The organism is Vibrio sp. 2CM40D (assembly GCF_023161825.1).
Taxonomy (GTDB): domain Bacteria; phylum Pseudomonadota; class Gammaproteobacteria; order Enterobacterales; family Vibrionaceae; genus Vibrio; species Vibrio alginolyticus.
The window spans coordinates 510,305-531,091 of sequence record NZ_JALNTL010000002.1 but is presented as its reverse complement, the minus strand read 5'-3'; the positions used below and the strand labels follow the sequence as shown (position 1 = coordinate 531,091).

13 protein-coding genes are annotated in these 20,787 nt (G+C 48.2%); 7 read left to right on the top strand and 6 right to left on the bottom strand.

Annotated features, from left to right (window positions below):
* Positions 1-50: 50 nt before the first annotated feature.
* Genes MTF70_RS05710 through MTF70_RS05690 form a run of 5 tightly spaced genes read right to left on the bottom strand, consistent with a single transcriptional unit; the run spans position 51 to position 7,298 of the window.
* Positions 51-1,253 (bottom strand): type III PLP-dependent enzyme, encoded by a 1,203-nt coding sequence (locus tag MTF70_RS05710; RefSeq protein ID WP_005383477.1) that lies wholly within the window; start codon positions 1,251-1,253, stop codon positions 51-53.
* Positions 1,246-3,075 carry a siderophore biosynthesis protein PvsD gene (locus MTF70_RS05705; protein ID WP_005383475.1) on the bottom strand — a complete coding sequence of 610 codons (1,830 nt, stop codon included), beginning with the start codon at positions 3,073-3,075 and terminating at the stop codon, positions 1,246-1,248. Before MTF70_RS05705 ends, MTF70_RS05710 begins: the two co-directional genes overlap by 8 nt.
* Positions 3,047-4,252 (bottom strand): MFS transporter, encoded by a 1,206-nt coding sequence (locus MTF70_RS05700; protein WP_248393862.1) that lies wholly within the window; start codon positions 4,250-4,252, stop codon positions 3,047-3,049. The genes MTF70_RS05705 and MTF70_RS05700 overlap by 29 nt, the downstream gene beginning before the upstream one ends.
* A gap of 5 nt (positions 4,253-4,257) precedes the next feature.
* The gene (locus tag MTF70_RS05695; protein ID WP_130545689.1) at positions 4,258-6,090 is read right to left on the bottom strand and encodes an IucA/IucC family protein; all 1,833 of its coding nucleotides are present in this window, start codon (positions 6,088-6,090) and stop codon (positions 4,258-4,260) included.
* Entirely contained in the window at positions 6,087-7,298 is a 1,212-nt protein-coding gene (locus tag MTF70_RS05690; protein ID WP_205461230.1) for a hypothetical protein, read from the bottom strand. Before MTF70_RS05690 ends, MTF70_RS05695 begins: the two co-directional genes overlap by 4 nt.
* A gap of 250 nt (positions 7,299-7,548) precedes the next feature.
* On the opposite strand from MTF70_RS05690, the gene MTF70_RS05685 reads away from it, so the two are divergent.
* The 6 genes from MTF70_RS05685 to fecE all read left to right on the top strand — a co-directional run bounded on the left by MTF70_RS05685 (position 7,549) and on the right by fecE (position 15,639).
* On the top strand, positions 7,549-9,585 hold the full coding sequence (locus MTF70_RS05685) for a TonB-dependent siderophore receptor (protein ID WP_158155551.1): 2,037 nt from the start codon (positions 7,549-7,551) through the stop codon (positions 9,583-9,585).
* 121 nt (positions 9,586-9,706) lie between these two features.
* Positions 9,707-11,845 carry a TonB-dependent siderophore vibrioferrin receptor PvuA gene (gene pvuA, locus MTF70_RS05680; protein ID WP_053303931.1) on the top strand — a complete coding sequence of 713 codons (2,139 nt, stop codon included), beginning with the start codon at positions 9,707-9,709 and terminating at the stop codon, positions 11,843-11,845.
* Positions 11,846-11,946: 101 nt separating this feature from the next.
* Positions 11,947-12,870 (top strand): Fe(3+) dicitrate ABC transporter substrate-binding protein FecB, encoded by a 924-nt coding sequence (locus MTF70_RS05675; RefSeq protein WP_205461231.1) that lies wholly within the window; start codon positions 11,947-11,949, stop codon positions 12,868-12,870.
* Entirely contained in the window at positions 12,867-13,904 is a 1,038-nt protein-coding gene (locus MTF70_RS05670) for an iron chelate uptake ABC transporter family permease subunit (protein WP_025768675.1), read from the top strand. Before MTF70_RS05675 ends, MTF70_RS05670 begins: the two co-directional genes overlap by 4 nt.
* Positions 13,901-14,872: an iron chelate uptake ABC transporter family permease subunit gene (locus MTF70_RS05665; protein WP_205461232.1), complete on the top strand. Its 972-nt coding sequence runs from the start codon at positions 13,901-13,903 to the stop codon at positions 14,870-14,872. Before MTF70_RS05670 ends, MTF70_RS05665 begins: the two co-directional genes overlap by 4 nt.
* Before the next feature lie 2 nt (positions 14,873-14,874).
* Positions 14,875-15,639 carry a Fe(3+) dicitrate ABC transporter ATP-binding protein FecE gene (gene fecE, locus MTF70_RS05660; RefSeq protein ID WP_054575393.1) on the top strand — a complete coding sequence of 255 codons (765 nt, stop codon included), beginning with the start codon at positions 14,875-14,877 and terminating at the stop codon, positions 15,637-15,639.
* A gap of 117 nt (positions 15,640-15,756) precedes the next feature.
* Here fecE and MTF70_RS05655 read toward each other — a convergent pair whose 3' ends face one another.
* Positions 15,757-17,643 (bottom strand): methyl-accepting chemotaxis protein, encoded by a 1,887-nt coding sequence (locus MTF70_RS05655; protein ID WP_054575394.1) that lies wholly within the window; start codon positions 17,641-17,643, stop codon positions 15,757-15,759.
* A 364-nt stretch (positions 17,644-18,007) separates the two neighbouring features.
* Here MTF70_RS05655 and MTF70_RS05650 point away from each other — a divergent pair, with 364 nt between their 5' ends.
* Positions 18,008-20,758 carry a M16 family metallopeptidase gene (locus tag MTF70_RS05650; protein WP_171344784.1) on the top strand — a complete coding sequence of 917 codons (2,751 nt, stop codon included), beginning with the start codon at positions 18,008-18,010 and terminating at the stop codon, positions 20,756-20,758.
* Positions 20,759-20,787: the final 29 nt, after the last annotated feature.

Sequence of the window (20,787 nt, the reverse complement as noted above, 5' to 3'; positions counted from 1 at the left end):
GAATAAAAAAGCCCCAATGATTGGGGCTTGAGTGAAGCGAAGTATGCTGTTTAGAAATAGTGGAAGATCGGCGGTTCATGCATCAAGAAGTTTTGATGAGAGATGTTCCACGCATACGCGCCCGCTAAGGTAAACACAACATAATCACCAATATCGACGTGGGCGACGTGTTGATTGCGTGCCAGCACATCTTTGGGCGTACAAAGCTGCCCAACAAAAGTTGCTTGTGCATGCTGAATTGGGTGAGAAATCTCGTGGTGCTGCTCGTTTTTCAGGATGACGAATGGATGATCATGGTTCTGCGCTGCTGGCGTGCGGAAGTGGTGAGTTCCCCCGCGCGCGATGACAAAGTTTTCGCCAAGATTTTGCTTAATATCCAGCACTTCCATCACGTAATAACCACATGCCGCCGTGATGAACCGTCCGCATTCAAAACGCAGTGTCCAATGTTGCACTTGCTCCTTGGCTATGAGGAATTCCAACTTGTCGCAAAACTCCATCCACGGAAAGTGTTGCTCAGGGTTTTGGTAGTTAATCCCCATGCCGCCGCCCAAGTTGATCATCAGCTCACCGAGTTCAAACTCTTGTTGCCACGCTTTCACGACTTGGAAATAGCGCTGCATTAACGCTAAGTGACGTTCAACATCGAGCTGATGCGACATCAAGTGAAAATGGAATCCTTTCAGTGACACTTGCGGGAAATCGCGCAGCAACATCAAAGCATTACTCAGCTCGGACTCGTCCAAGCCAAATGGAGTCGGCTTGCCACCCATCGCCAACTTGCTGAGCGTGATGTCGCCAATATCGATGTTCATACGCAAAAAGATCGAAGCAGGGCGGTTGAGGCGCTCGGTTAGTGCTCCAATGCGTTGTAGCTCGGTGAGGCTTTCGACATGAATTGCATCAACATCAAGCTCAATCGCTTGTTGCAATTCACTTAGCATTTTTCCGGGGCCACCGAAGATCAATGGCTTATCGAGTTGTTGCTGGTGGAGGTGTGTCAACTCCCCGCCAGATGCCGCTTCAAAACCATCGACATACGGCGCGAGCGTTTTAAGAATCGGGCCCGATGGATTGGCTTTGGCTGCGTAAAATAGCTCGACATTTCTCGGCAAAATGTGACGCAGTTGTTTGATGTGTTCTTCTAAGGCGCTTAGGTCATACACGTATGCGCACAAGGGTTGACTTTGCTGCTGTGCGAGTGTGTGAACTTGTTGGCAAACGAGTGTCGGTAGAGAGAGGGAATTAGACATGTTGCGCTCCTTTTTCGTGTTGCTGCCAAGGCGTGGCGACTTGGGTATAGCCCGACTCCTTATCGGCTTTTTGCATCAAACGCGTGGTGAAATTATTTTTGCTCGGGAAGTGACCGCCATTCAGCAACGCTTCTAGTTCCGGCTGTTTTCCATTCACTGATTGCCAACGCACAATGGCACTTTGCACCGCATTCCATAGCGTTTGCTCTAGTGGCTCGTCACCTTCTGCGATGAAGAAAATCGCTTCGCTGATGTTGTTGATAAAGGTGCAGTATCCGATGCGATTCCAGCCTTGTTCGCGACTGTAGTAAACCGATTGTCGCGCGCGTTCAGACAAGTCAGTTAAAGTTTCTGCTGGCCAGAACTCCGGCAGTAACTTGGTGCCTTCCAAATCACGAATCCAAACACAACACGGCATCTCTTGTTCAAAGCCAATCAAGGTGTTTTGCAAATGTGGCTCAAACGCCACCCCGTGTTTGAAGTAGTAGTTAAACACACCCGGAATTAGGCAATGCAAATAGCGTTCAAACCACAGTGTCGCGATGTCGGAATAGCGATTTTGCGTAGTACGCGCTTTGTTTTTAAGGCGTTGAGCAATGCAACTGTTGCCGTTTTTGTCGTAAGCAAACAGAGCGCCAGCGAGGGTTGGTTTTAAGATGTCGACTTCGCTCAGCGAGAAATTTTCGCGGTATAAAATCCCAAACGATTCGCGTGCTTTGGTGTTGTCATCCCAATTGCGCTCAGCGACACTTTCTAGATTCAACGTGGTGGCGTAAGGCTCCGTCATCACTTTAAATACGGGGTTGTGCAGCTGTTCGTTTTCTCGAATCGGTTTGAGAATCGACGTGAGCTGCACGGCGCTGTCGAGTTCGTACCACGCGTTTTTGCGCACGCAATTGGTTAATCGTACGTTGATGGAGAATTTCGCAAACCAATCCATATCTGGGTGGTAGAGGGTACGAACTGAAGAGGTCGGCTGCATCTTTTCACCACCTAAACCCAGTGGTGTGATCTTGCCTTGCTCAATGGCACGCTTCACGCTTGGGTTGCTCAAAATGGTGTAGCTTTCCCAAGGATGGCAAGGGTAGAGGGTCTTCTCATTGCTGGCGGTGTGTTGTGGCGCGAGCTGTTGTAGCATGCGCTGCGCAGGGTTAGCTTCTCCGTCAGAACTCAGCACATCAAGTAAGGACGTATCCACTTCAAACCAGTACAGCGGGACTTGCGCGCCGACTTCTGGAGAAAACGCCAAGAGATCATCCATGGTGACGCCCGAACGACTTTTCGGGGTCGGATGGAAAGTATGCCCCCAAATCAGAGATTGTTCCGAAGCGATAAATTCGTTGTGATGCGATTTGGGCGCGACGTTGAGAAACTGCTCGGTAACCAGCACGCTATTTTCCAGTTGTTCGATCAGCTCATGGTTAAATGGGATCGCCAATACCTGCTTTAGATAGTTAAGCAAAAGCGTAAGAGTTTGCGTGGCATCCAATTTCGCCCAACCAGAACCCGGCATTTTCGCCCAAGGCAGTTCTGCCAATTTGATTTTGCCCAGTTTGCTCGCGTAGTGAATCGGCAAAACCAACAGACCATTTTGTTGAGACAGATGAACGGCTACCCGTTGTTTGGCGGAATAGTTGCGTTTTAACGTTTGGGGTAGCGATGTCGATTGGTAGTGCCATTCCACTTGTTGATTCGGTATCGCAAATTCACGTAAGTAACAATTAAGAACACCCATTATCGTGTTGAGTTGGGCTTTCTCACGGTTGAGCTGCACCTCATGCGCGCGCAACTCGCTAGTCTGAGAGGATTGAGTTTGTAACATGTTGATTTCCAAATTTTGAGTGGAGAACCAGCGCGATCAAGGTGATTACGCTGACTATCGCAGAAAGTAGGAAAGGAACCTCAAGTAGCCCCAAGCTAGAAATGAAAGAAGCGCAAAATCCCGCTGCCACGCCACCCCATTTGGACATGGCATCAAAGCTAGAAAATACTTTGCCACTGAGTTTGCGATCCAGATTGCTCGCAAGATGCTGATGCAATCCGTGATAACAACACACCATCGCGATGCCGAAGATAATTCTCGCAGCAATGAGTGCGGTTTCGGACGCAATCAAATGCAAGGCAGAGCTCACGGCAAGCAATGCAAACCCAAGCCACAACGTGCGCAGCGGTTGATGGCGATTCAACCCATCTGACAACACGTGAATTTTTCCTGCCAGCAACAGATAGACGCCATGCGGCAGTGCGTACAAAAAACCGATCCATGCGTGGTTAGTGAAGCCATATTGCTGCACAAACGGCGAGAAATAAGGAAAGGTCACCACCATAGAAAACGCAAACCCGAATTGAGCAAAGAAGATCCAACGAATGGCATGCATTGCGTTTTTCTGTGCAACCGGTTTTTCTTGCTGAGGTTCTGAGTTTGGCTTTTCGAGGTTTTGGTCGGCGGGTTTATCCGCTGGCAGTGTTAGCGTGATGCCCAAAGCAATTAAAGGCAAAACGCATAACCACAGGTACGCGTTGAGCGGGTTGGTCTCTGACAAGCTCCAGCCGAGCCCAATGGGCGCAACGATCAGCGCCAAGCGAGCAGATAGTTGGGTTTTGTTGAGTGACTTGCCGAGTGTTTTGGCTTCTTTAATTTGACTAGATAAGTAGCTGTTCGAGGCGGCCATGGTGCCGCCAAAGGTTCCTTGAACAATAAGACCAAACACAAACATGGCGAGGTTGTCTGCCAAGCCGCACAGCGCAAACCCTGCTGCAAGGCCAAGTTGCGCACGCAAGAGTGAGCGGCGGCGACCGTAGCGATCGGCAAAGTTGCCCCAAAATCGCGCCGCCAACGCAGTGCAAAACGTAGGTAGGATAAACAATACCCCTGCCCAGTCCGCATCAATGCTTGCGCCTAATGTTGGCAACACGACGGGTAGAAATAGCGGCATACCTAACGCGGCAAACGCAGCGATAAAGTGGCACAACAACACACTGTAGATGAGTTTGGTCATAATCGTTAACGTACGCTTTTTTTGATGGCTTCTAAGTAGGCGCGCTGCGCTTCTTCGCTAGAAAGCAGTAAGAAGTTCGGGGCCGACAAACCATAGAACTTATTGATGTCACTCGCGCCGGAGGCTTCTTTCGAGAGCAAACTGCCAGAGCTCAACAAGTACTTGGCGTACAAATCAGGTGCCTCTTGCAGTAACTCGCGAGCCAGTTTTGTCTCTAACCCTTCGCCTTCCAATCGGTTGAGTTGCTCTGCAATGCTTTTGGCCACGATGGCGTAAAGCGATGCTGAAGAGGCAATGCCCTTCGCTGCCATGGCTTCTACAATCGCTGCGATATCCAATTGTAATGTGATGGTGGTAAACATCTGACCGAGCGCCAATTCATTGTCGACTTTGATGCGTTGATCGAGCAGTTCATCGCAATCCACTGGAAGTGGTTTTGCGCCGTGTTTTTGGGCAGCATGCTCTGTTGCAAAGTGGAAGCGCTCTGGCCAAATTCGCGCCGCGTCGTTGTCTTTCATCGCGAGCGTCATTTTGCCCTGTTGATCAAATGCAATGATGGCGTTTTGCTGGTTGGACTCCAATGCGATGCCATAACGAAGCCACAAGGTGAGGTGCACTTGGCATAATAGATCGACGTAATCTTGGAACCACGCCAGCGTATCTTGTTGATAGTAATGTTCTGCCAAATGTTCTAAGAACAAGCGGTCGTCAGGCATTGGGCTTGCTAGTGCTGCAACCGGAACTAACGCTTTGTCTTCGCAATGAGTAAGTGGGTACTCACGTACGATGTACGCGAAGGTTTTATCATCGCCGACGTGTCCACCGTGTTTTTCGTTGCAATGGAACAAGCGACTGTTTAAATCGGCGTCCGTTTGTTCAAGGTGGCTGAGTAGGTGTTCAAACCAGTGGCCGTCATACAGTGTTGAAGGCTTGATTAAGCGAATATTTTTCGTGCCTAGCGATCGCATGATCAGCGGAACCTTGATGTGAATGTGCGGTGCCTCGTTGACGACCACAGTACGAACGGAAAGCGTCGGCGTCACGTCTAGATACGTTAAAGGCGCTTCTATCACACCTTCGGGTAAGGCTTCTAAAGATCGCAGGGTGAGCGGGTGTGCAGGGAACAGAACGTGGCTCAGTGCAAAATCAGCAGGAAGCCCCACTTGCTCCATTGTTGGCCAGCAATCAGGTTGTCCGCTGGTTAATGTTACCAGTGATTTTTCAATCGCAATCCAATGCAGAGCAAAGCTTTGTGCGAACTCGGGCGCGTACTTAGCAAGGTCTTCATCGCTCAGGCCAAACTTCGCCCGCGCAGTTGGATAGTACGGGTGGTCAAGGTAAGAAGCGATCTGGTCGGCTAGCAGCAGTTTTTGATGCCAAGAACCAAGCTCGGATATTGGTTGAGAAATGTGGTCTGCGTGATGATGAAACGCTTGGTCACACAGCGCTTTGTGTTTCTCTGCACATTCCAGTTCTTGAAGGTATCCCGCCAGCAACTCGTGAGAGCTCTCATGCGCCAGTGTCGTTAGTAGCGCAATCCACTCTTTGTAATGTTGTTGATGCTCGATTTGGCCATTTTTCTCCACCCACCAACCTGGTGGTGTTTCGTCATTGGCGTGACCGTAGCGCCAGTGCTGCATGTAATACGTTGGCGCAACAGGTAAATACAACGTGAAATCAGAGTTGGCAAATATCAGCCAGACTTGCTCGTCTTGAGGAACAATTACCCCTTTTGGCGCGTCTCTACTGAACTTGGCCTTCGACAAAATGCCAAACATGTCTTCGCGCAAGCAAGTGTCGATCAATCGTTGCGTTAGATACAAAGCGTTGTCATTCATGCTGCCACCTCACGAGTCGGAGCGAGATCGAAATTGCTAAGCGCGTTCTGCAGCGCTTGGTCGAGGTTTCGCCCTGATGGTGAGACAATCGAAATTCGGGCGAGATAATCCTTATTGGAATAACTCTGTTGGAAGTGTTCTCCCGCGGTTTTTAGTACCTGTTGCTGGGTGATGACATCGCCATCGTGTTGGATGAAGGAGGTCGAATCTCCATCAATAACACCACTGTGTTCCGCAACCACATAGTGCACGTGTGCTGAGCCATGAATTTGGTAATCGCCGTCCAATCTTCGACCCAGATGCAGACCCAAAATCGTGCTAAACCAACCGAAGGGAGCGAGATTGTTGAGCAAGAATTCGCGGCCATCTCCAATACTGCGGTAGTTAATTTCCACCAGAACCGGGCCATTTTCCGTAATAATAAATTCGCTGTGGCAAACTCCAAAACCAACGCCGAACGCTTTCAGTTGAGCCAAGCAAGCTTCTCGGTGAGCAATGCCGTTTGGTCCGTTCCAGTCTGCGGCGGTTTCGATAAAGTAAGGCGGCTCAGAGAGCGACACATCAAAACCGCCCACGGCGATAAGTTGGTTACCGTCTCCTAAAGTTTCGAGCGTAACCAACGGTCCTTGAAGAAACTGCTCCACCAGAATGGCGGCGTTTGGGTGCTTTTGCCAAAACGCCTCGCAGTAAGCATCGAGCTCGCTTTGGGAGTCACAGCGCTGTACATCTAAACTTGCCACGCCTTCTTTGGGTTTTGCTACGACAGGGAAGGCCATGCCTAATGCCACATTCGAATGGCGATGCAGCAAACAGCTTTGTGTGTTGGGTAAGGATTTTTCATTTAACACTTGTCGAGTTAAGTGTTTGTTTTTGGCCTTTAACGTGACAGACCAATCTTTGGATGGGAGGCCAAAAAATTGCGCGCAGATGGCGGTGGAAGTTTGTAAGTGATCACTATTGCTGAAAATAGCGTCTGGCTTTAATTCATGCTCCGTGATGGTTTCGATGAGTTCTAATGGGTTGAAGACATCACATTCTAGAATGGTATCCGGATTAAAGTGACTATCATGACTCGCCAACTCTAAATGGCTGAGCTTATGGTCGGTGATAAGAACGACGTGAAGGTCCATCGCTTTAGCTGCAGGCACAAAGCCGTGAGTGACTGCATCGTTAACGACATGACTTACGATAATCATCGTAGATTTCATGAGCTTTCCTAATTTTCTAACATTTTCTTCTAACGTTGATAAAGTCGCTCACGGTCGTCTTCCAATGTGCCTCTCTCGAGACGGAGGGCAGAAGTTTTAGTATTTATTGTTATGATATTTGGTTTTTTTTGTTGTTAGTTGTGTTTTTAGGGTAAATAAATATAGAGCATAAAATTAATATTGCAAATAGAAATAATATTTGTTCTTATTTCCATCCGTTGGCTTTATAACAACTAAACGGAATTATGGAATGAATAAATTATTGACCCTGACCCCCTTGGCGGTCGCGATTGGTTCTTCATTAGTAGCACCAAGCGCAGTGGCTTCAGAAGAGACGAACTCAACCCCATCAGCAACTGAAACGATTCAAGTCTTCGGTCATCAGTACGAAGGTTATGCTGAACACATGCCTCAATCAGGCACCAAAACCGATGTGGAATGGCTTGATGTGCCACAAGCGGTATCCGTAGTAACGAAAACAGAAATGCAAGACCGAGGCGCGGTGCGTTTAGTGGATGCGCTAGATGGGGTAGCCGGGGTCAATAACACCTTGGGCGAAGGCAGCCGCGATCAGTTCATGATCCGTGGTTTTGATTCACTCAACGATATGTACCGTGATGGCTTGCGAGATGACGGTACGTTGCAGTCTTACCGCAGCTTAGCGAACGTTGAACGCGTTGAAATTGTGAAAGGCCCTGCGGGTGCTTTGTATGGCCGTGGTTCGGCTGGGGGCATCATCAACTTGGTTACGAAACGCGCTAACGGTGAGAATTTTACTCACGTAAACGGTAGTGTAGGCAGCAACAACCAGTATGTTGGTCAGGTCGACAGCTCAATGGCGTTTACAGATAAGGTCAACGGGCGTATTAACTTGGAATACCGTCAAGCCGACTCGTACGTTGATCATGTTGATTCAAACGATTTCTTCATTGCACCGACCATTCGTGTGTTACCAGCGGATGGTCACACCATTGATGTTGACGTGGAATACGCCCATCAAGAATTAGTGCCATATCGTGGTGTGCCATCAAAAAATGGCAAGCCAGTTGATTTGCCAGTAAGCACTTACTTTGGCGGCACAAACGACTATCAGGAGTCAGACAGTCTCCGTATTGCGGTGGATTACGAATGGCGTCTGAATGATCAATGGGTATGGAACAACCGAGCGGCGTTCAACCATATCGAACTTGAGCAAAAAGGCACGCGTCAGGGCAAAGTGACGGGTAATGAAGTGTCTCAAACCGTCAACAACTTTGGTTACGATCCACGTACTACGACTACTTTACAATCTGAGTTGGTTTGGGAAACCAGGGACAATCAATTGATGGTGGGTGCAGATTTCAACCAGATCGATATCGACCTAACGTTGGCAAGTGACAAAACGCTTCCTCCGCAAAATATCTACGACCCAGTCGTTGGTCCAACGCCTGATCCGGGCTTTAAGCCATTTCGTGACAATACCACCACCACGACAGGTTTGTATGTGCAAGACGTCTATACGTGGGGCGACCTTTCTTTGATCGGTAACGTGCGTTACGACTCGATGGAGCTCGAACAACAAAAAGCGGGCTCAGATAAGGAAAAATTGGATGATGACAAAGTCAGCTACCGTGCTGGTTTGGTATACCGCATCAATTCCGACACATCCGTATACGCCAGTTTAGCGCGCTCTTGGCAGTTACCGTACGCTGGTATCTACATCAATCCAAAATTGGCGGAATTCTTCCACACCGACTTAAAAGAGGTGGGTGCGAAAGCGTACCTTTTGGATAACGCATTAATGTTGAATGCGGCACTGTTCCAGATTGATCAAGAGCAACCACAAACTAACGTGGACGGCGATGTGATCGATAAAATTGAAGTGCGTCACCAAGGTATTGAATTAGAGGCTCGCGGTCAAATCACCAAACAGTGGGACATCTCTGTGGGTTACAGCTACTTGGACGCGGAAGACAAAGCCACAGGCAAAAAGCCGAACGATGTATCAGACCACTTGTTCTCTCTTTGGAGCACTTACCAATTGAATGACAACTGGCGTTTAGGCGGTGGTGTGAAGTACGTGGGCGACCGTTACGCAGGTAACGACGAAGCTGTCGCACTTGGCGATTACACAACGGTGGATTTGATGGCGGCGTACACCACTGGTCGTCATAAAATCCAAGCGAACGCTTACAACATTTTGGATGAGAAATACATTCTTGGCGCAACAAACGGCACGTCTGGCTTAAACCAGATTGGCTACGGCGCACCAGCCGAGTTTATGCTCAGCTACGGATATCAGTTCTAGGCTTTTTGTGCGTAGTTAGCGCCTGTTAGCCGATTTTTTTCCTCATATTGAGGATGTTTAGCCCCGAGAGCCTACGGGATGTATTCTGCCCGAGGCTCAATTTCTCGCAAAGGAGATCTTAATGTCTTACCAGAATTTGGATGGTAAAGTGCGTGTACGTGCTGGTTTGTCTACCACTTACAGTGTGCTTGCGATTGCAATCGCTTCTGCCACATCCATGAGCGCGGTTGCCGCTCCTGCTAAAAAAGAACAAACTACCGCGATGGAAACCGTCGTTGTCACTGGTAGCGTGATTGGTAAATCTGAAATTGAAGACGTCAAAGAGTACCCAGGTGCTCGTACCGTCATTACCCGCGATCAAATCGAGAAAACCGCCGCAGGCTCGATTGATAACGCGCTACAGCGCGTGCCGGGTATTAAAGTTCAGGATGAAAGCGGAACGGGCGTATTGCCTAACATTTCCGTACGTGGTTTGAAAGCAAGCCGTAGTGGTCATGCTCAGTTCTTGATGGATGGTGTACCGCTAACACTTGCGCCATATGGTCACACTGGTCAGTCTATCTTCCCAGCAACACTGTCGATGCTTGATCGTATTGACATTGTACGCGGTGGTGCCGCAGTACAGTACGGCCCAAACAACGTCGGTGGTGTGATCAACTTAGTGACCAAACCGATTCCACACACGTGGCAAACTGAAATCAGTAACCGCCTTACCGTGTTTGATGGCGGTGATGCGCCGCTGAATGATTTTTACCTACGCACGGGCGGCTGGTTAAGCGACACATTTGCACTACAGTTGGAAGGTAACTTCCTAAAAGGTGAAAGCTTCCGTGAACATTCCGATACGGACGTGAAGAACTTCCAAGCCAAAGCACAGTGGCTACTGAGTGACACTCAAGAGATTCAAGCATTCCTGCAACGTTACGATGCTGAAACGCAAATGCCGGGCGCACTTTCGCCACAAGATTACGAGCAAGATCGTCACCAATCGAAACGTCCTTACGATGATTATGAAGGTAAGTCGACGCGCTGGAGTGTTAAGTACATCCACGATTTGCCATTTGCCGACAGTGCCGAGCTAGAAGTGCTAACGTTTGGCCATAAGTCAGAGCGTCTTTTCAAGTGGGGCTTTAACAGCGCGGGTGGCCATTGGGCGGATCCGGCTCTGCCAGCGACGGACGTTCGTACCTCTCCACGTGAATTTACCGTGTATGGTATAGAGCCAAAAATGGCGATGTACTTTGGCGAAGGTAAATCCGTTACTCAAAACTGGATCGTGGGTACCCGTTATGTTAATGAAGACATTGACTACAAACTCACTCAGACTCCAATCGCCGGTGGTGCAACCAGCGTTCCGCGTGATTGGCATCTAGATACGGACGCGTTTGCTGGATACGTTAGCAACGAAATTGGTTTGTTCAATGATACATTGAAGGTAACGCCTGGGTTGCGTGTTGAGTCGGTTCGAATGACGTTTACCGATCGTGGTAAAAAACAAACGGCAGACAACACCGTGACGGAATGGTTGCCAGGTTTGACGGTGGCATACAACTTAACTGACCAGTGGGTGACGTATGCGAACGCGCAAAAATCACTTCGTGCGCCACAAATTGCCTACATCCGAGGTTTGGGTGAAGAAGGTAGCGAACTGGCTTGGAACTACGAAGTCGGCGCGCGTTACACCCAAGATGCGACCAGCTTTAACGCTGCACTTTATCGCATCGACTTTGAAGATCAATTGCAATGGCAAAGCTCAACGCAGACCTTCGATAACATCGGAAAAACACTTCACCAAGGCATAGAGCTTTCTGCTCGTTACGTGCCTGAAGCACTACCTGCACTGAGTTTAGGCGCAAGCTACAACTATCTAGACGCTACGCTTGAAGAAGAAGGCGCGAATAAAGGTAATCAACTGCCTTACACCTCTAAGCATCAGCTTGGTTGGGATGCAACCTACGCATTTTACGGCATGGACACCACGCTATCGGGCTTCTACTTTAGTGATTCGTATACCGATAACGCCAACACCAGTGCCGAAGATGCAACTGGCGCAACGGGTAAAGTACCATCTTACATGGTGTGGAACTTCAACTTGGGGACGGATTTATACAAAGACGACAAAGGCAAGTTACGCATGAATGTTGCGGTGAACAACTTGTTTGACGAGGAGTATTACTTCCGCGGGATTGATACAAGCCCAGTTGGTCGGTACCCAGCTCCGGGACGCTCTTACACACTGGATCTGAACTATCAGTTTTAAGCGTTTCGTTCACCGAGTTTGAAAAGAAAAGTCGCCAATTTACCTTGGCGACTTTGCCGATCTTAGGTAATGGAAAACTCTTAGGACTGGAAAAAAGCAAGATGAAAAATAAAAAACAATTTACGATCAAACACTTTTCAACCGTTTTTCTGATGCTGTTGAGCTCAGCTTTGATGTCATTTAGCGCATTTTCTCAGGCGCGCAGCGTGCAAGATGAGCAAGGCACTTTTGAGCTAGAAGCGATACCTCAACGTATTGTGGTTTTAGAATTTTCGTTTGTCGATGCATTAGCGGCAGTCGATGTCTCACCTGTAGGCGTCGCCGATGACAACGATGCCACACGAGTCATTCCTGCTGTTCGTGCCAAGGTTGGTCCTTGGCAATCGGTCGGCATGCGCTCGCAACCGAGTTTAGAGGCGATTGCGGTGCTCAAGCCGGATTTGATCATTGCTGATGCAGAACGTCATCGCGCGATTTATCAAGATTTGCAGCGAATTGCGCCAACTTTGCTGTTAAAAAGCCGTGGTGAGACATATCAAGAAAATCTCGAATCCGCACACAAAATCGGCGTGGCAATTGGCAAACAAGCGAAAATGACACAACGAATTGAGCAGCACAAACAGACAATGGCGGAGTTCAAACAGCATTTTGCAACACAAGAAACCATTCAGTTTGGTGTGGTTTCTGACAAAGGGATGTGGTTGCATAGCCCGGTTTCTTACGCTGGGGGCGTTTTGAGTATGCTGGGCATCCAAAGCCCGCTGGCTCCATCTGAGCAAAAAGCGTATATCCCAACCAGTTTCGAACTTTTACTAAAAACCAACCCTGATTGGTTGTTAGTTGGACTTTACTCTCAACCAAATATTGTGGATGAGTGGCGCAAAAATCCATTGTTTAAGTTGCTAACTGCTGCGAAAAAACAGCAACTTGTTGAGGTTTCTCCTGAACTGTGGTCGTTAAATCGCGGCATGTTGGCTGCGGAAGAAATTGCCCGCAATCTTGAAGCGTTATTGGAGCGCTCATGAGTGCGGCGATAAGCTCGGAAAGCGCGTCTTCGGTTAGCAAATCGCATTGGAAAGCGAGCTTGTTTGTCTGTGCTATGGCGTTGTGTACGCTCTCAGGCTATGCAGCCTCAATGATTGGCTGGTCCAACTTTTCTTTGAGCGTTAATGATCTGACAAGCTATTGGTTTGCGTTTGATGAGGGCAATATGCTGCATCAAATCCTCGCGACGTTGCGTGCGCCTCGTGCCTATGCTGGGTTATTAATTGGCGCTTCGCTTGCGGTATCCGGAGTGCTGATGCAAGGATTAACTCGTAACCCTTTGGCGTCGCCATCCATTCTCGGCATTAATGCTGGTGCGGCTTGTTTTATGGCCTTGGCGTCCATCGGCGTACCATTCTTTAGTCAATTGAACCCAATCATCAACGCAATACTCGGCGCGCTACTAAGTGGTGGTGCGGTCATGTTGTTGGGCGGTTTTTTTTCCGCGCGTTCTCACCCATTGCGTTTAGTGCTAGCGGGCATTGCCATCAGTGCACTGCTGATAGGGTTAACTCGTGCGTCGGTAATTTTGGCGGATGACATGGCTTACAGCGTGTTGCATTGGTTAACGGGTTCACTCTCCGCGGTAGATTCTGAACAGTGGCAGCAACTGTGGCCTTTTGCGACTTTAGGTTTGGTGCTCGCCATGGGCTTAGCGCGAAACTTAAATTTACTCGCGTTGGGGGACGAAGTTGCTGTTGGGCTAGGTGGTAACATTCGTCTTACGCGATTTATCAGTGGTTTAGCGGTTGTGCTGTTGGCAGGAACTAGCGTAGCGATTGCTGGGCCAATTGGCTTTGTCGGGTTGTTAGTGCCGCACTTGGTACGCCCGATTGTTGGTCACAACTATCACATTCTCATTCCGGTTTCCGCCTTGTGTGGCGCGGCATTGGTGACGTGGTCAGATGCTTTATCACGAGCGATTGCTTTTCCGGCTGAAACGCCAGTGGGCGTGATTACCGCGCTGTTGGGCACACCTTGCTTTATCGCGATTGCAATGAGGAAATCATCATGATGAATCAAACCAAACTGTTTGCATTAGTTGGATTGTTGCTGATTGTGTCTTCTCTCACGCTGTTTGTTGGCGCGGCGAACATGTCGGCTCAACAGGTTTTTGCATTGCTGTTTTCTTTCTCTGACTCGGACTTTGTGATTCACCAATATCGATTACCGAGAATGTTGCTCGCCATTGGCGTGGGCGCTGGGTTGGGGCTGTCAGGCGTTTTAGTTCAAGGCGTCATCCGTAATCCACTTGCCTCACCAGATTTAATGGGGATAAGCGCCGGAGCAGGACTGGCCGCTACCGCTTGTTTGGTGCTGTATCCGAATGCGCCAGTGGCAATGTTGCCGATGGTCGCCATGGCGGGAGGCTTGCTTGCTGCTGGCTTTATTGCTGTGCTGGCTTACTGGTCGAAACCAACACCAGCACGTTTGGCGCTGATTGGTGTTGCTGTCAGCGCATTTTTAGCCAGCGGTATCGATTTTCTTCTGATTGTGCACCCTATCGAAATCAACACGGCGATGGTATGGCTAACCGGCAGTTTGTGGGGACGAAATTGGCAACAAGTGCCGTTTATTTGGAGTGCTCTATTGCTGCTACTACCATTGGCGTTTTGGCTGGCTTGGCGGCTAGATGTTATGGGACTGGGAGAAGAAAGCGCCACTACACTTGGCACGAAACCAAGACAGATCCAAATTATTGCGTTGATTGCTGCCGTGCTATTGGCGAGTATCAGTGTGTCTGTGGCAGGCACGATCAGCTTTGTTGGCCTGCTTGCGCCGCATCTTGCGCGTTTGCTGTTTGGCCACAACCACAAGTTGTTGATTCCAGCCGCTGCAACCCTTGGCGCTTTGTTGGTGATTTGCGCCGATGGTTTAGCGAGAGGCTTACAGCCACCAATTGAGCTACCAGCGGGAGTGCTGACATCTGTTATTGGCGCACCATATTTCATTTTTCTTTTGTATCGTTATAGAGGTTGGTAAGCATGTTACGAACGCAGAACTTATCCGTCGCGTACGGCAAACAGACCATCATTCCAGATCTCTCTTTGTCGATTCCTCAAGGTAAAATTACCGCACTAGTTGGTCCAAATGGTTGCGGTAAATCGACACTATTAAAAACCTTGGTACGCATCAATAAACCCGCTTCTGGCCAAGTGTTGTATGACGACAAACCACTAAGCAGCTACGGTGATAAACGCTTGGCGCGTTCGTTGTCTTTGCTGCCGCAGATTCTTGTCAGTCCTGAAGGTATTACCGTCAGAAAACTGGTCGAATATGGCCGCTCGCCTTATCTCTCTCATTGGGGCCGGTTAAGTCAACAAGACAAGACCTTAGTCGAGCAAGCAATGCAAGATACTGGCGTGATTGAGTTTGCTGACAAGCCAGTTGAATCGCTGTCTGGCGGTCAAAGGCAAAGGGCGTGGATTGCGATGGTAATGGCGCAAGATACCGACGTAGTGATGCTTGATGAGCCAACCACTTACTTGGATCTCTCTCACCAAGTTGAGCTGATGAAACTCATGAGGCAGATGAACGACAAAGGCAAAACAGTGGTCGTAGTGCTGCACGATCTAAACCAAGCGTGCCGTTACTGCGATCATTTGGTGGTGTTGGAAAAAGGTCAGTTAGTCACGCAGGGAACACCGCAAGAGGTACTGACAGAAGGTATGTTGGCATCGGTGTTTGATTTACAAGCGAGAGTATTTAACGACCCAATCTCAGGCACGCCGATGTGTGTGGCGGTGTAGGTTTACGTCTTTCGAAAGCTATCTGCAATAAAAACGTCGATCCATAAAAACAAACCCCGCTAGTAACAAAGTCGCTAGCGGGGTTTGTTGTTTTTAAGAGCGTCCTTAATGTGGCGTTTAAGCCAGTTTAAATGTTGCTACTTTCGAGTTGAGATCCTCAGCTTGCGATTTCAGCTCAGCAGATTGATTCATCGATTCTTCGGCACCAACTACCAAGTGATCGGTCACATCTTTAATGGACGTGACGTTTTGCGTGATTTCATTGGTTACGTGCGTTTGCTCTTCGGCGGCGGTCGCGATTTGCGTTGCCATATCGCTGATCAGCGCAACGGCCGCGTTGATTTCATCCAGAGCCAGTGCTGCGCGATCAGCATCTTCCACCGAACCTTGCGCGAGCTGAGAGCTTGTATCCATGATGGCCACTGCGCGTTGTGTGGTTTGCTGCAAGGTCTCGATCGTCGAGCGAATCTCTTCGGTTGAGGTGTGTGTGCGTTGTGATAGCACGCGAACCTCGTCTGCAACAACGGCAAAACCGCGACCTTGTTCACCTGCACGCGCCGCTTCAATCGCCGCATTCAGAGCCAGTAAGTTGGTTTGCTCTGCGATGTCTCGAATCGTTGATAGCACGGTTGAGATGTCTTGCGCGTGCTGGTTGAGCTCACCGATGACAACGCTCGCTTGGTTGACTTCAGAAGACAAATTATTGATGGACGATTTGGAATTGATCACCAACTCATGACCGTTTTGTGTGCTTGCTGAAGAGTCTTGAGCGGCTTTAGCCGTCTGCTCTGCATGTGCTGCAATCTCTTGCGTTGCTGATGCCATTTCAGTCACAGCGGTCGCCACCATAGTGATTTCTTGTTGCTGATGGTTCAGATCGGAAACCGATTGATTCGCGCGAGTCGTGCTCAGCTCCGATTGTTGGCTCAGTTCTTCCGCTTGGTGACGAATGTGACCAATAAGTTGCTGCAAACTTTCAACGAACTGGTTGAAGTTTTCAGCCAGCTCACCAACTTCGTCACGGTTTTCTACTTTGATGCGTTGAGTCAGATCGCCGCTACCGTTGGCGATTTGCGCAAGCGCATTCGAAACATTGTAGAGCGGACGGAACAAGATGTTACATAGCAGGTTAAACAAAGCCACACAGATAACGACGACGATAGTGGTTGCGATGATTTGATCCCAAACTGCATCGTAAAGTGGGGCAACCAACGAGTTTTGATCTAACACTGTGACCGTTGTGAGTTTGGTACCCTCTATGTGGCGCGCGTAAATCACATATTCGGTGCCGTTAATAGAGACGCGACGCTCTGTACCTGAACGTGCGGCAGACGTAATGTCGTTGTTGTTGAGGCCCAGCTTGCTAACCGGTTGATTCAGCAGTTTACCGTTGTTATGAGTGAAAATATTGCCCTGTTCATTGGCAATAAACATATAACCTTCACCCGGTAGGATCACTTGGTTGAGACTGTTCAGGATATCACCGATCTCTACGTCAGCACCCAGAACGACGGTTTGACCATGCAATTGCAGGGCTTTACCGAGCGACACGACGTTAGCCCCCGTGGCAGCTGCGACGGTCGGGTTATCCATAAAGACTTTCGATGGGTTGGCGATTGCATTGGTGTACCAGCCCCACTTACGAGGATCGTTATTACCTGGTGGCAAAACCACCCCATTAGCGTTGTCTTGTGACCCGTCCGGGTAAGCGAGGAAAACGTTATCGAACGCGCCAGAGTCTCGGACTTGTTTCAAATGCGTAACCAGAGAACGTTTCTCTGAATCAGAAGAGAGTGAAGTCAGTGCGCGCTCTTTAGAGAGTAGCCAGTCCTTTACGTATTGATTGTAAGATGCGCTAGTGCTTTCTAGTCGCTGTGCGACTTCGACATCGAGCCTATTTAATGAATCTCGAAAAGACAGCCCCTCTACCAGCACTCCCCCTAGAATGATGGCGGCACTGGCAGAGATTGCCAGTTTGTTTTTTAATGATAGATTTTTGAACATAAAGCGAATAATAGATCTTTGAATAATAGTTGTTGTGTTTTTATTCTCATCAGTGCTCTCTGCGCTGTTGAATATGCAGCAGAAAGTCAGATTCGAATCTGTTCAATAATTATATTTTATTGCTCAAAATAAATACTGACTCCATGTCGCGAATTTGAGTTTTACACCAAATAAGCAAAAGGATTTGGAACGATATTATTTATGTATTTGTAAAGTAAGGATTTGTCGATTTTTGTAAATGAGAATTGATTTCAATAAATGGTGATCTTTATCACATTTGCGTGTCTGATAATCCATTAAAAATGTGAAGGTTATAGCACCGGATATATATTGATTAGCTTAATCATTGTTATGGGCAATCGTTATGCGCAGTATATTGTTAGTCCCCGCGTTATTAGTGTCAGGGTGTGCTCTGATACAACAGTCGACGCCGATTCAACCTGACGCCAACTGGCACGTGGACCAGTTATCGAACGGTATGAAATACCATCTCTATCCAACAGAAGACCAAGAAGTCTCGGTCCGTTTGGTGATGAATATCGGCTCATTCCAAGAAACATCTTCTCAAAAGGGTTACGCTCACTTTGTTGAGCATATGGCGTTTAATGGTAGTGAGCATTTTACCGGTAACGACGTTGTCAAACTTTTTGAGCAATCTGGTGGTAGCTTTGGCGCTGATATCAACGCTTTTACCAGTTATCAGCAAACGTCTTACCAACTTGACCTTGCGAATAATACGAAGCTAGAAGATGCCCTGAAGTGGATGAGAGATATCGGTAACGGACTTGAGTTTGCTCCTGAGCAAGTAGAGAAAGAAAAAGGGGTGATTCTCGGGGAATGGCGACGTGCTAATCCAGATGATAAGTCCTTTTCTATGCATGCTTACCAAGCCTCGATTGAAGGCACTATGTATGGTGAGCATGACCCAATTGGTACTCGCGAAGCGATTCAAAATGCTTCCTCAAGTAAGTTAAAGGCGTTTTACGACAAATGGTACCAGCCACAAAATGCCGAGTTGATTGTGACTGGTAATATCGACGTAGATTCACTGTCCAAGATTATCAAAAGCAAGTTCTCGAACTGGGAAAGTACCTCGGATACGGTAATAGAGAAGCGCCGTGATATTCGAGTGAACAACGAAAACAGAATCTTGCCAAGTAACACGATGGAATCACCAAGTCTTCATTTAGTGATTGAGCGTGGTCTAAGTGGCGGCACGACGATTGAGCAACAACATGAAGTGTGGCGTGATGAAGTCGCAACACAACTCATTCAACAGCGTTTGATCCGTGTACTCAGTGATGCCGCTGAACCTTTTCAATACGCTTATGCAGAGCCCTATTACTCTAACTATCAGCGTATGATGTCGGCAGGGATTTCGTTTGCACCAGATCGCCGCGAACAAATGCACCAGACTTTCATTCGTACCTTGGCGTCGTTGAGAGATTATGGTGCGACTCAATCCGAGTTAGATAGCGTTATGTCAAATTGGCAAGGTGAACTTGCAAATATTGATTCAGATTGGAGTCAGCGTAAGCCAAACAGTTACGCAGAAGCACGTGTTTTTCAAATTGGACAAGACAGTGTCAGCCAATCAAAAGAGAGTTATGCCCAGAGTTTGGCAGAATTCATCAACAACGAGAATTTAGAGAGCATTAACACACAATTGGCGGCTTTGTTATCTCAGCAGCCAAGCTTTTTTATTGGTTTGGGGAAAAGCGAAACGTCAGAACAGTTCAATGGTGTATTTGCCGCTCTAAACAGTGCCTATCTTCAAACTGGCGAAAAACCGTTAGAGATGTATGACAAAGTGGATGGATTCTTAAAGCCTACCCAGGAAGGCAGCATCACGAGCATGCGTCAGGAAGCGGGTGGTTTTCAAGTCTATACGCTATCAAACGGTGTCGAAGTGTGGTTCCAAAAAGATACTAAAGCGGGTGGTCGAGCGTATATTTACTATGCGAGCCAAGGTGGTAAAGCCGCTGTTGATCCGACGTTGTATGCCGCTTATGAAATCGCAGCAACAACGGCAATACGCAGTGGGTTAGGGGCATTTTCTGGTTCAGAGCTAGATAGCTACTTACGCAAAAACAACATTGCGCTTGGCGCGATGCTTGATGCGACCAGTCACGGAGCACAAATTACGGCGCCAAATACGCACCTAACTGATGCTTTGAATGGACTATACAACCTAGCGACGGAGATTAAAGTCGACGAGCGCCAGATGGCAGCAGCGAAGCAAGAGTTTAAACAGCAGAGCGGCGCTTTTTTTGAATCACCGATGGGAAAACTGATTCAAAAAGCAAACGGCAATTCTTATTTGCCGGGTAGTCGTCATCGTATAGTGTCCAGTGATGATGTTGAACAAGTGACTTCCGAGCAGATACTAGCGGTGCATGAGCAACTTTTCAAAACCAATGATGGTTTTAAGATGGTTATTGTTGCAAACGTAGAGCCGGAAGAAATTACACCACTTTTGCGTAAATATGTGGCCTCTATCGAAATGAAACCGAGTCGTTCGATTGATTATCACGTTGCGTTTAACCCGGAAGTGCCGGAGCGAACTGTGGTTTCGGATGGGCATGAACCTTCATCGTTGTATGTAATGCGTTTGACTAATACGAGCGATTACCAACGTACGGCAAGAGACACGGTTATCGAAGATATTTTGCAACGTATTAGTAATGCACGTGTTTTGGATATTGTGCGAGAAGAGTCTAGCCTTGATTACAGCCCGAGCATTTACACCATGACACAAGATCGCGAACCCATCTCTGATTGGCTCTTGGAGTCTCAAGTCGAGCCCGAAGACGTGGCTCTTTTAGAGAGTAAACTGGGCAAAGTGTTTGATGATTTAGCGTCAAATATTACCCAAGAAGAAGTGGATACGGCCGCGAAACAACTGGCAGTCGCGATGCAAGGATTGGATGATAACCCAGCACAGAGATCATGGGCATATACTCGTTATTTGGTGCATGATTACGGCGTCGATGTGTTACTTGACGTTGAGAAAGTGGCTAAAAGTGTGACGTTAGATGAAGTGAAAGCGCATGCAAAATCAGCTTTTGGTCCACAAGCAAAACGCTCGGTGATGGTTTTAAATCCGGCCGAATAATCACGTAGTTTCTGACGAAAATCGTGGCA

Bases quoted from the DNA above. Each gene is read 5' to 3' on its own strand.
- MTF70_RS05710 (WP_005383477.1), bottom strand. From the start codon at position 1,253: ATGTCTAATTCCCTCTCTCTACCGACACTCGTTTGCCAACAAGTTCAC.
- MTF70_RS05705 (WP_005383475.1), bottom strand. From the start codon at position 3,075: ATGTTACAAACTCAATCCTCTCAGACTAGCGAGTTGCGCGCGCATGAG.
- MTF70_RS05700 (WP_248393862.1), bottom strand. From the start codon at position 4,252: ATGACCAAACTCATCTACAGTGTGTTGTTGTGCCACTTTATCGCTGCG.
- MTF70_RS05695 (WP_130545689.1), bottom strand. From the start codon at position 6,090: ATGAATGACAACGCTTTGTATCTAACGCAACGATTGATCGACACTTGC.
- MTF70_RS05690 (WP_205461230.1), bottom strand. From the start codon at position 7,298: ATGAAATCTACGATGATTATCGTAAGTCATGTCGTTAACGATGCAGTC.
- MTF70_RS05685 (WP_158155551.1), top strand. From the start codon at position 7,549: ATGAATAAATTATTGACCCTGACCCCCTTGGCGGTCGCGATTGGTTCT.
- pvuA (WP_053303931.1), top strand. From the start codon at position 9,707: ATGTCTTACCAGAATTTGGATGGTAAAGTGCGTGTACGTGCTGGTTTG.
- MTF70_RS05675 (WP_205461231.1), top strand. From the start codon at position 11,947: ATGAAAAATAAAAAACAATTTACGATCAAACACTTTTCAACCGTTTTT.
- MTF70_RS05670 (WP_025768675.1), top strand. From the start codon at position 12,867: ATGAGTGCGGCGATAAGCTCGGAAAGCGCGTCTTCGGTTAGCAAATCG.
- MTF70_RS05665 (WP_205461232.1), top strand. From the start codon at position 13,901: ATGATGAATCAAACCAAACTGTTTGCATTAGTTGGATTGTTGCTGATT.
- fecE (WP_054575393.1), top strand. From the start codon at position 14,875: ATGTTACGAACGCAGAACTTATCCGTCGCGTACGGCAAACAGACCATC.
- MTF70_RS05655 (WP_054575394.1), bottom strand. From the start codon at position 17,643: ATGTTCAAAAATCTATCATTAAAAAACAAACTGGCAATCTCTGCCAGT.
- MTF70_RS05650 (WP_171344784.1), top strand. From the start codon at position 18,008: ATGCGCAGTATATTGTTAGTCCCCGCGTTATTAGTGTCAGGGTGTGCT.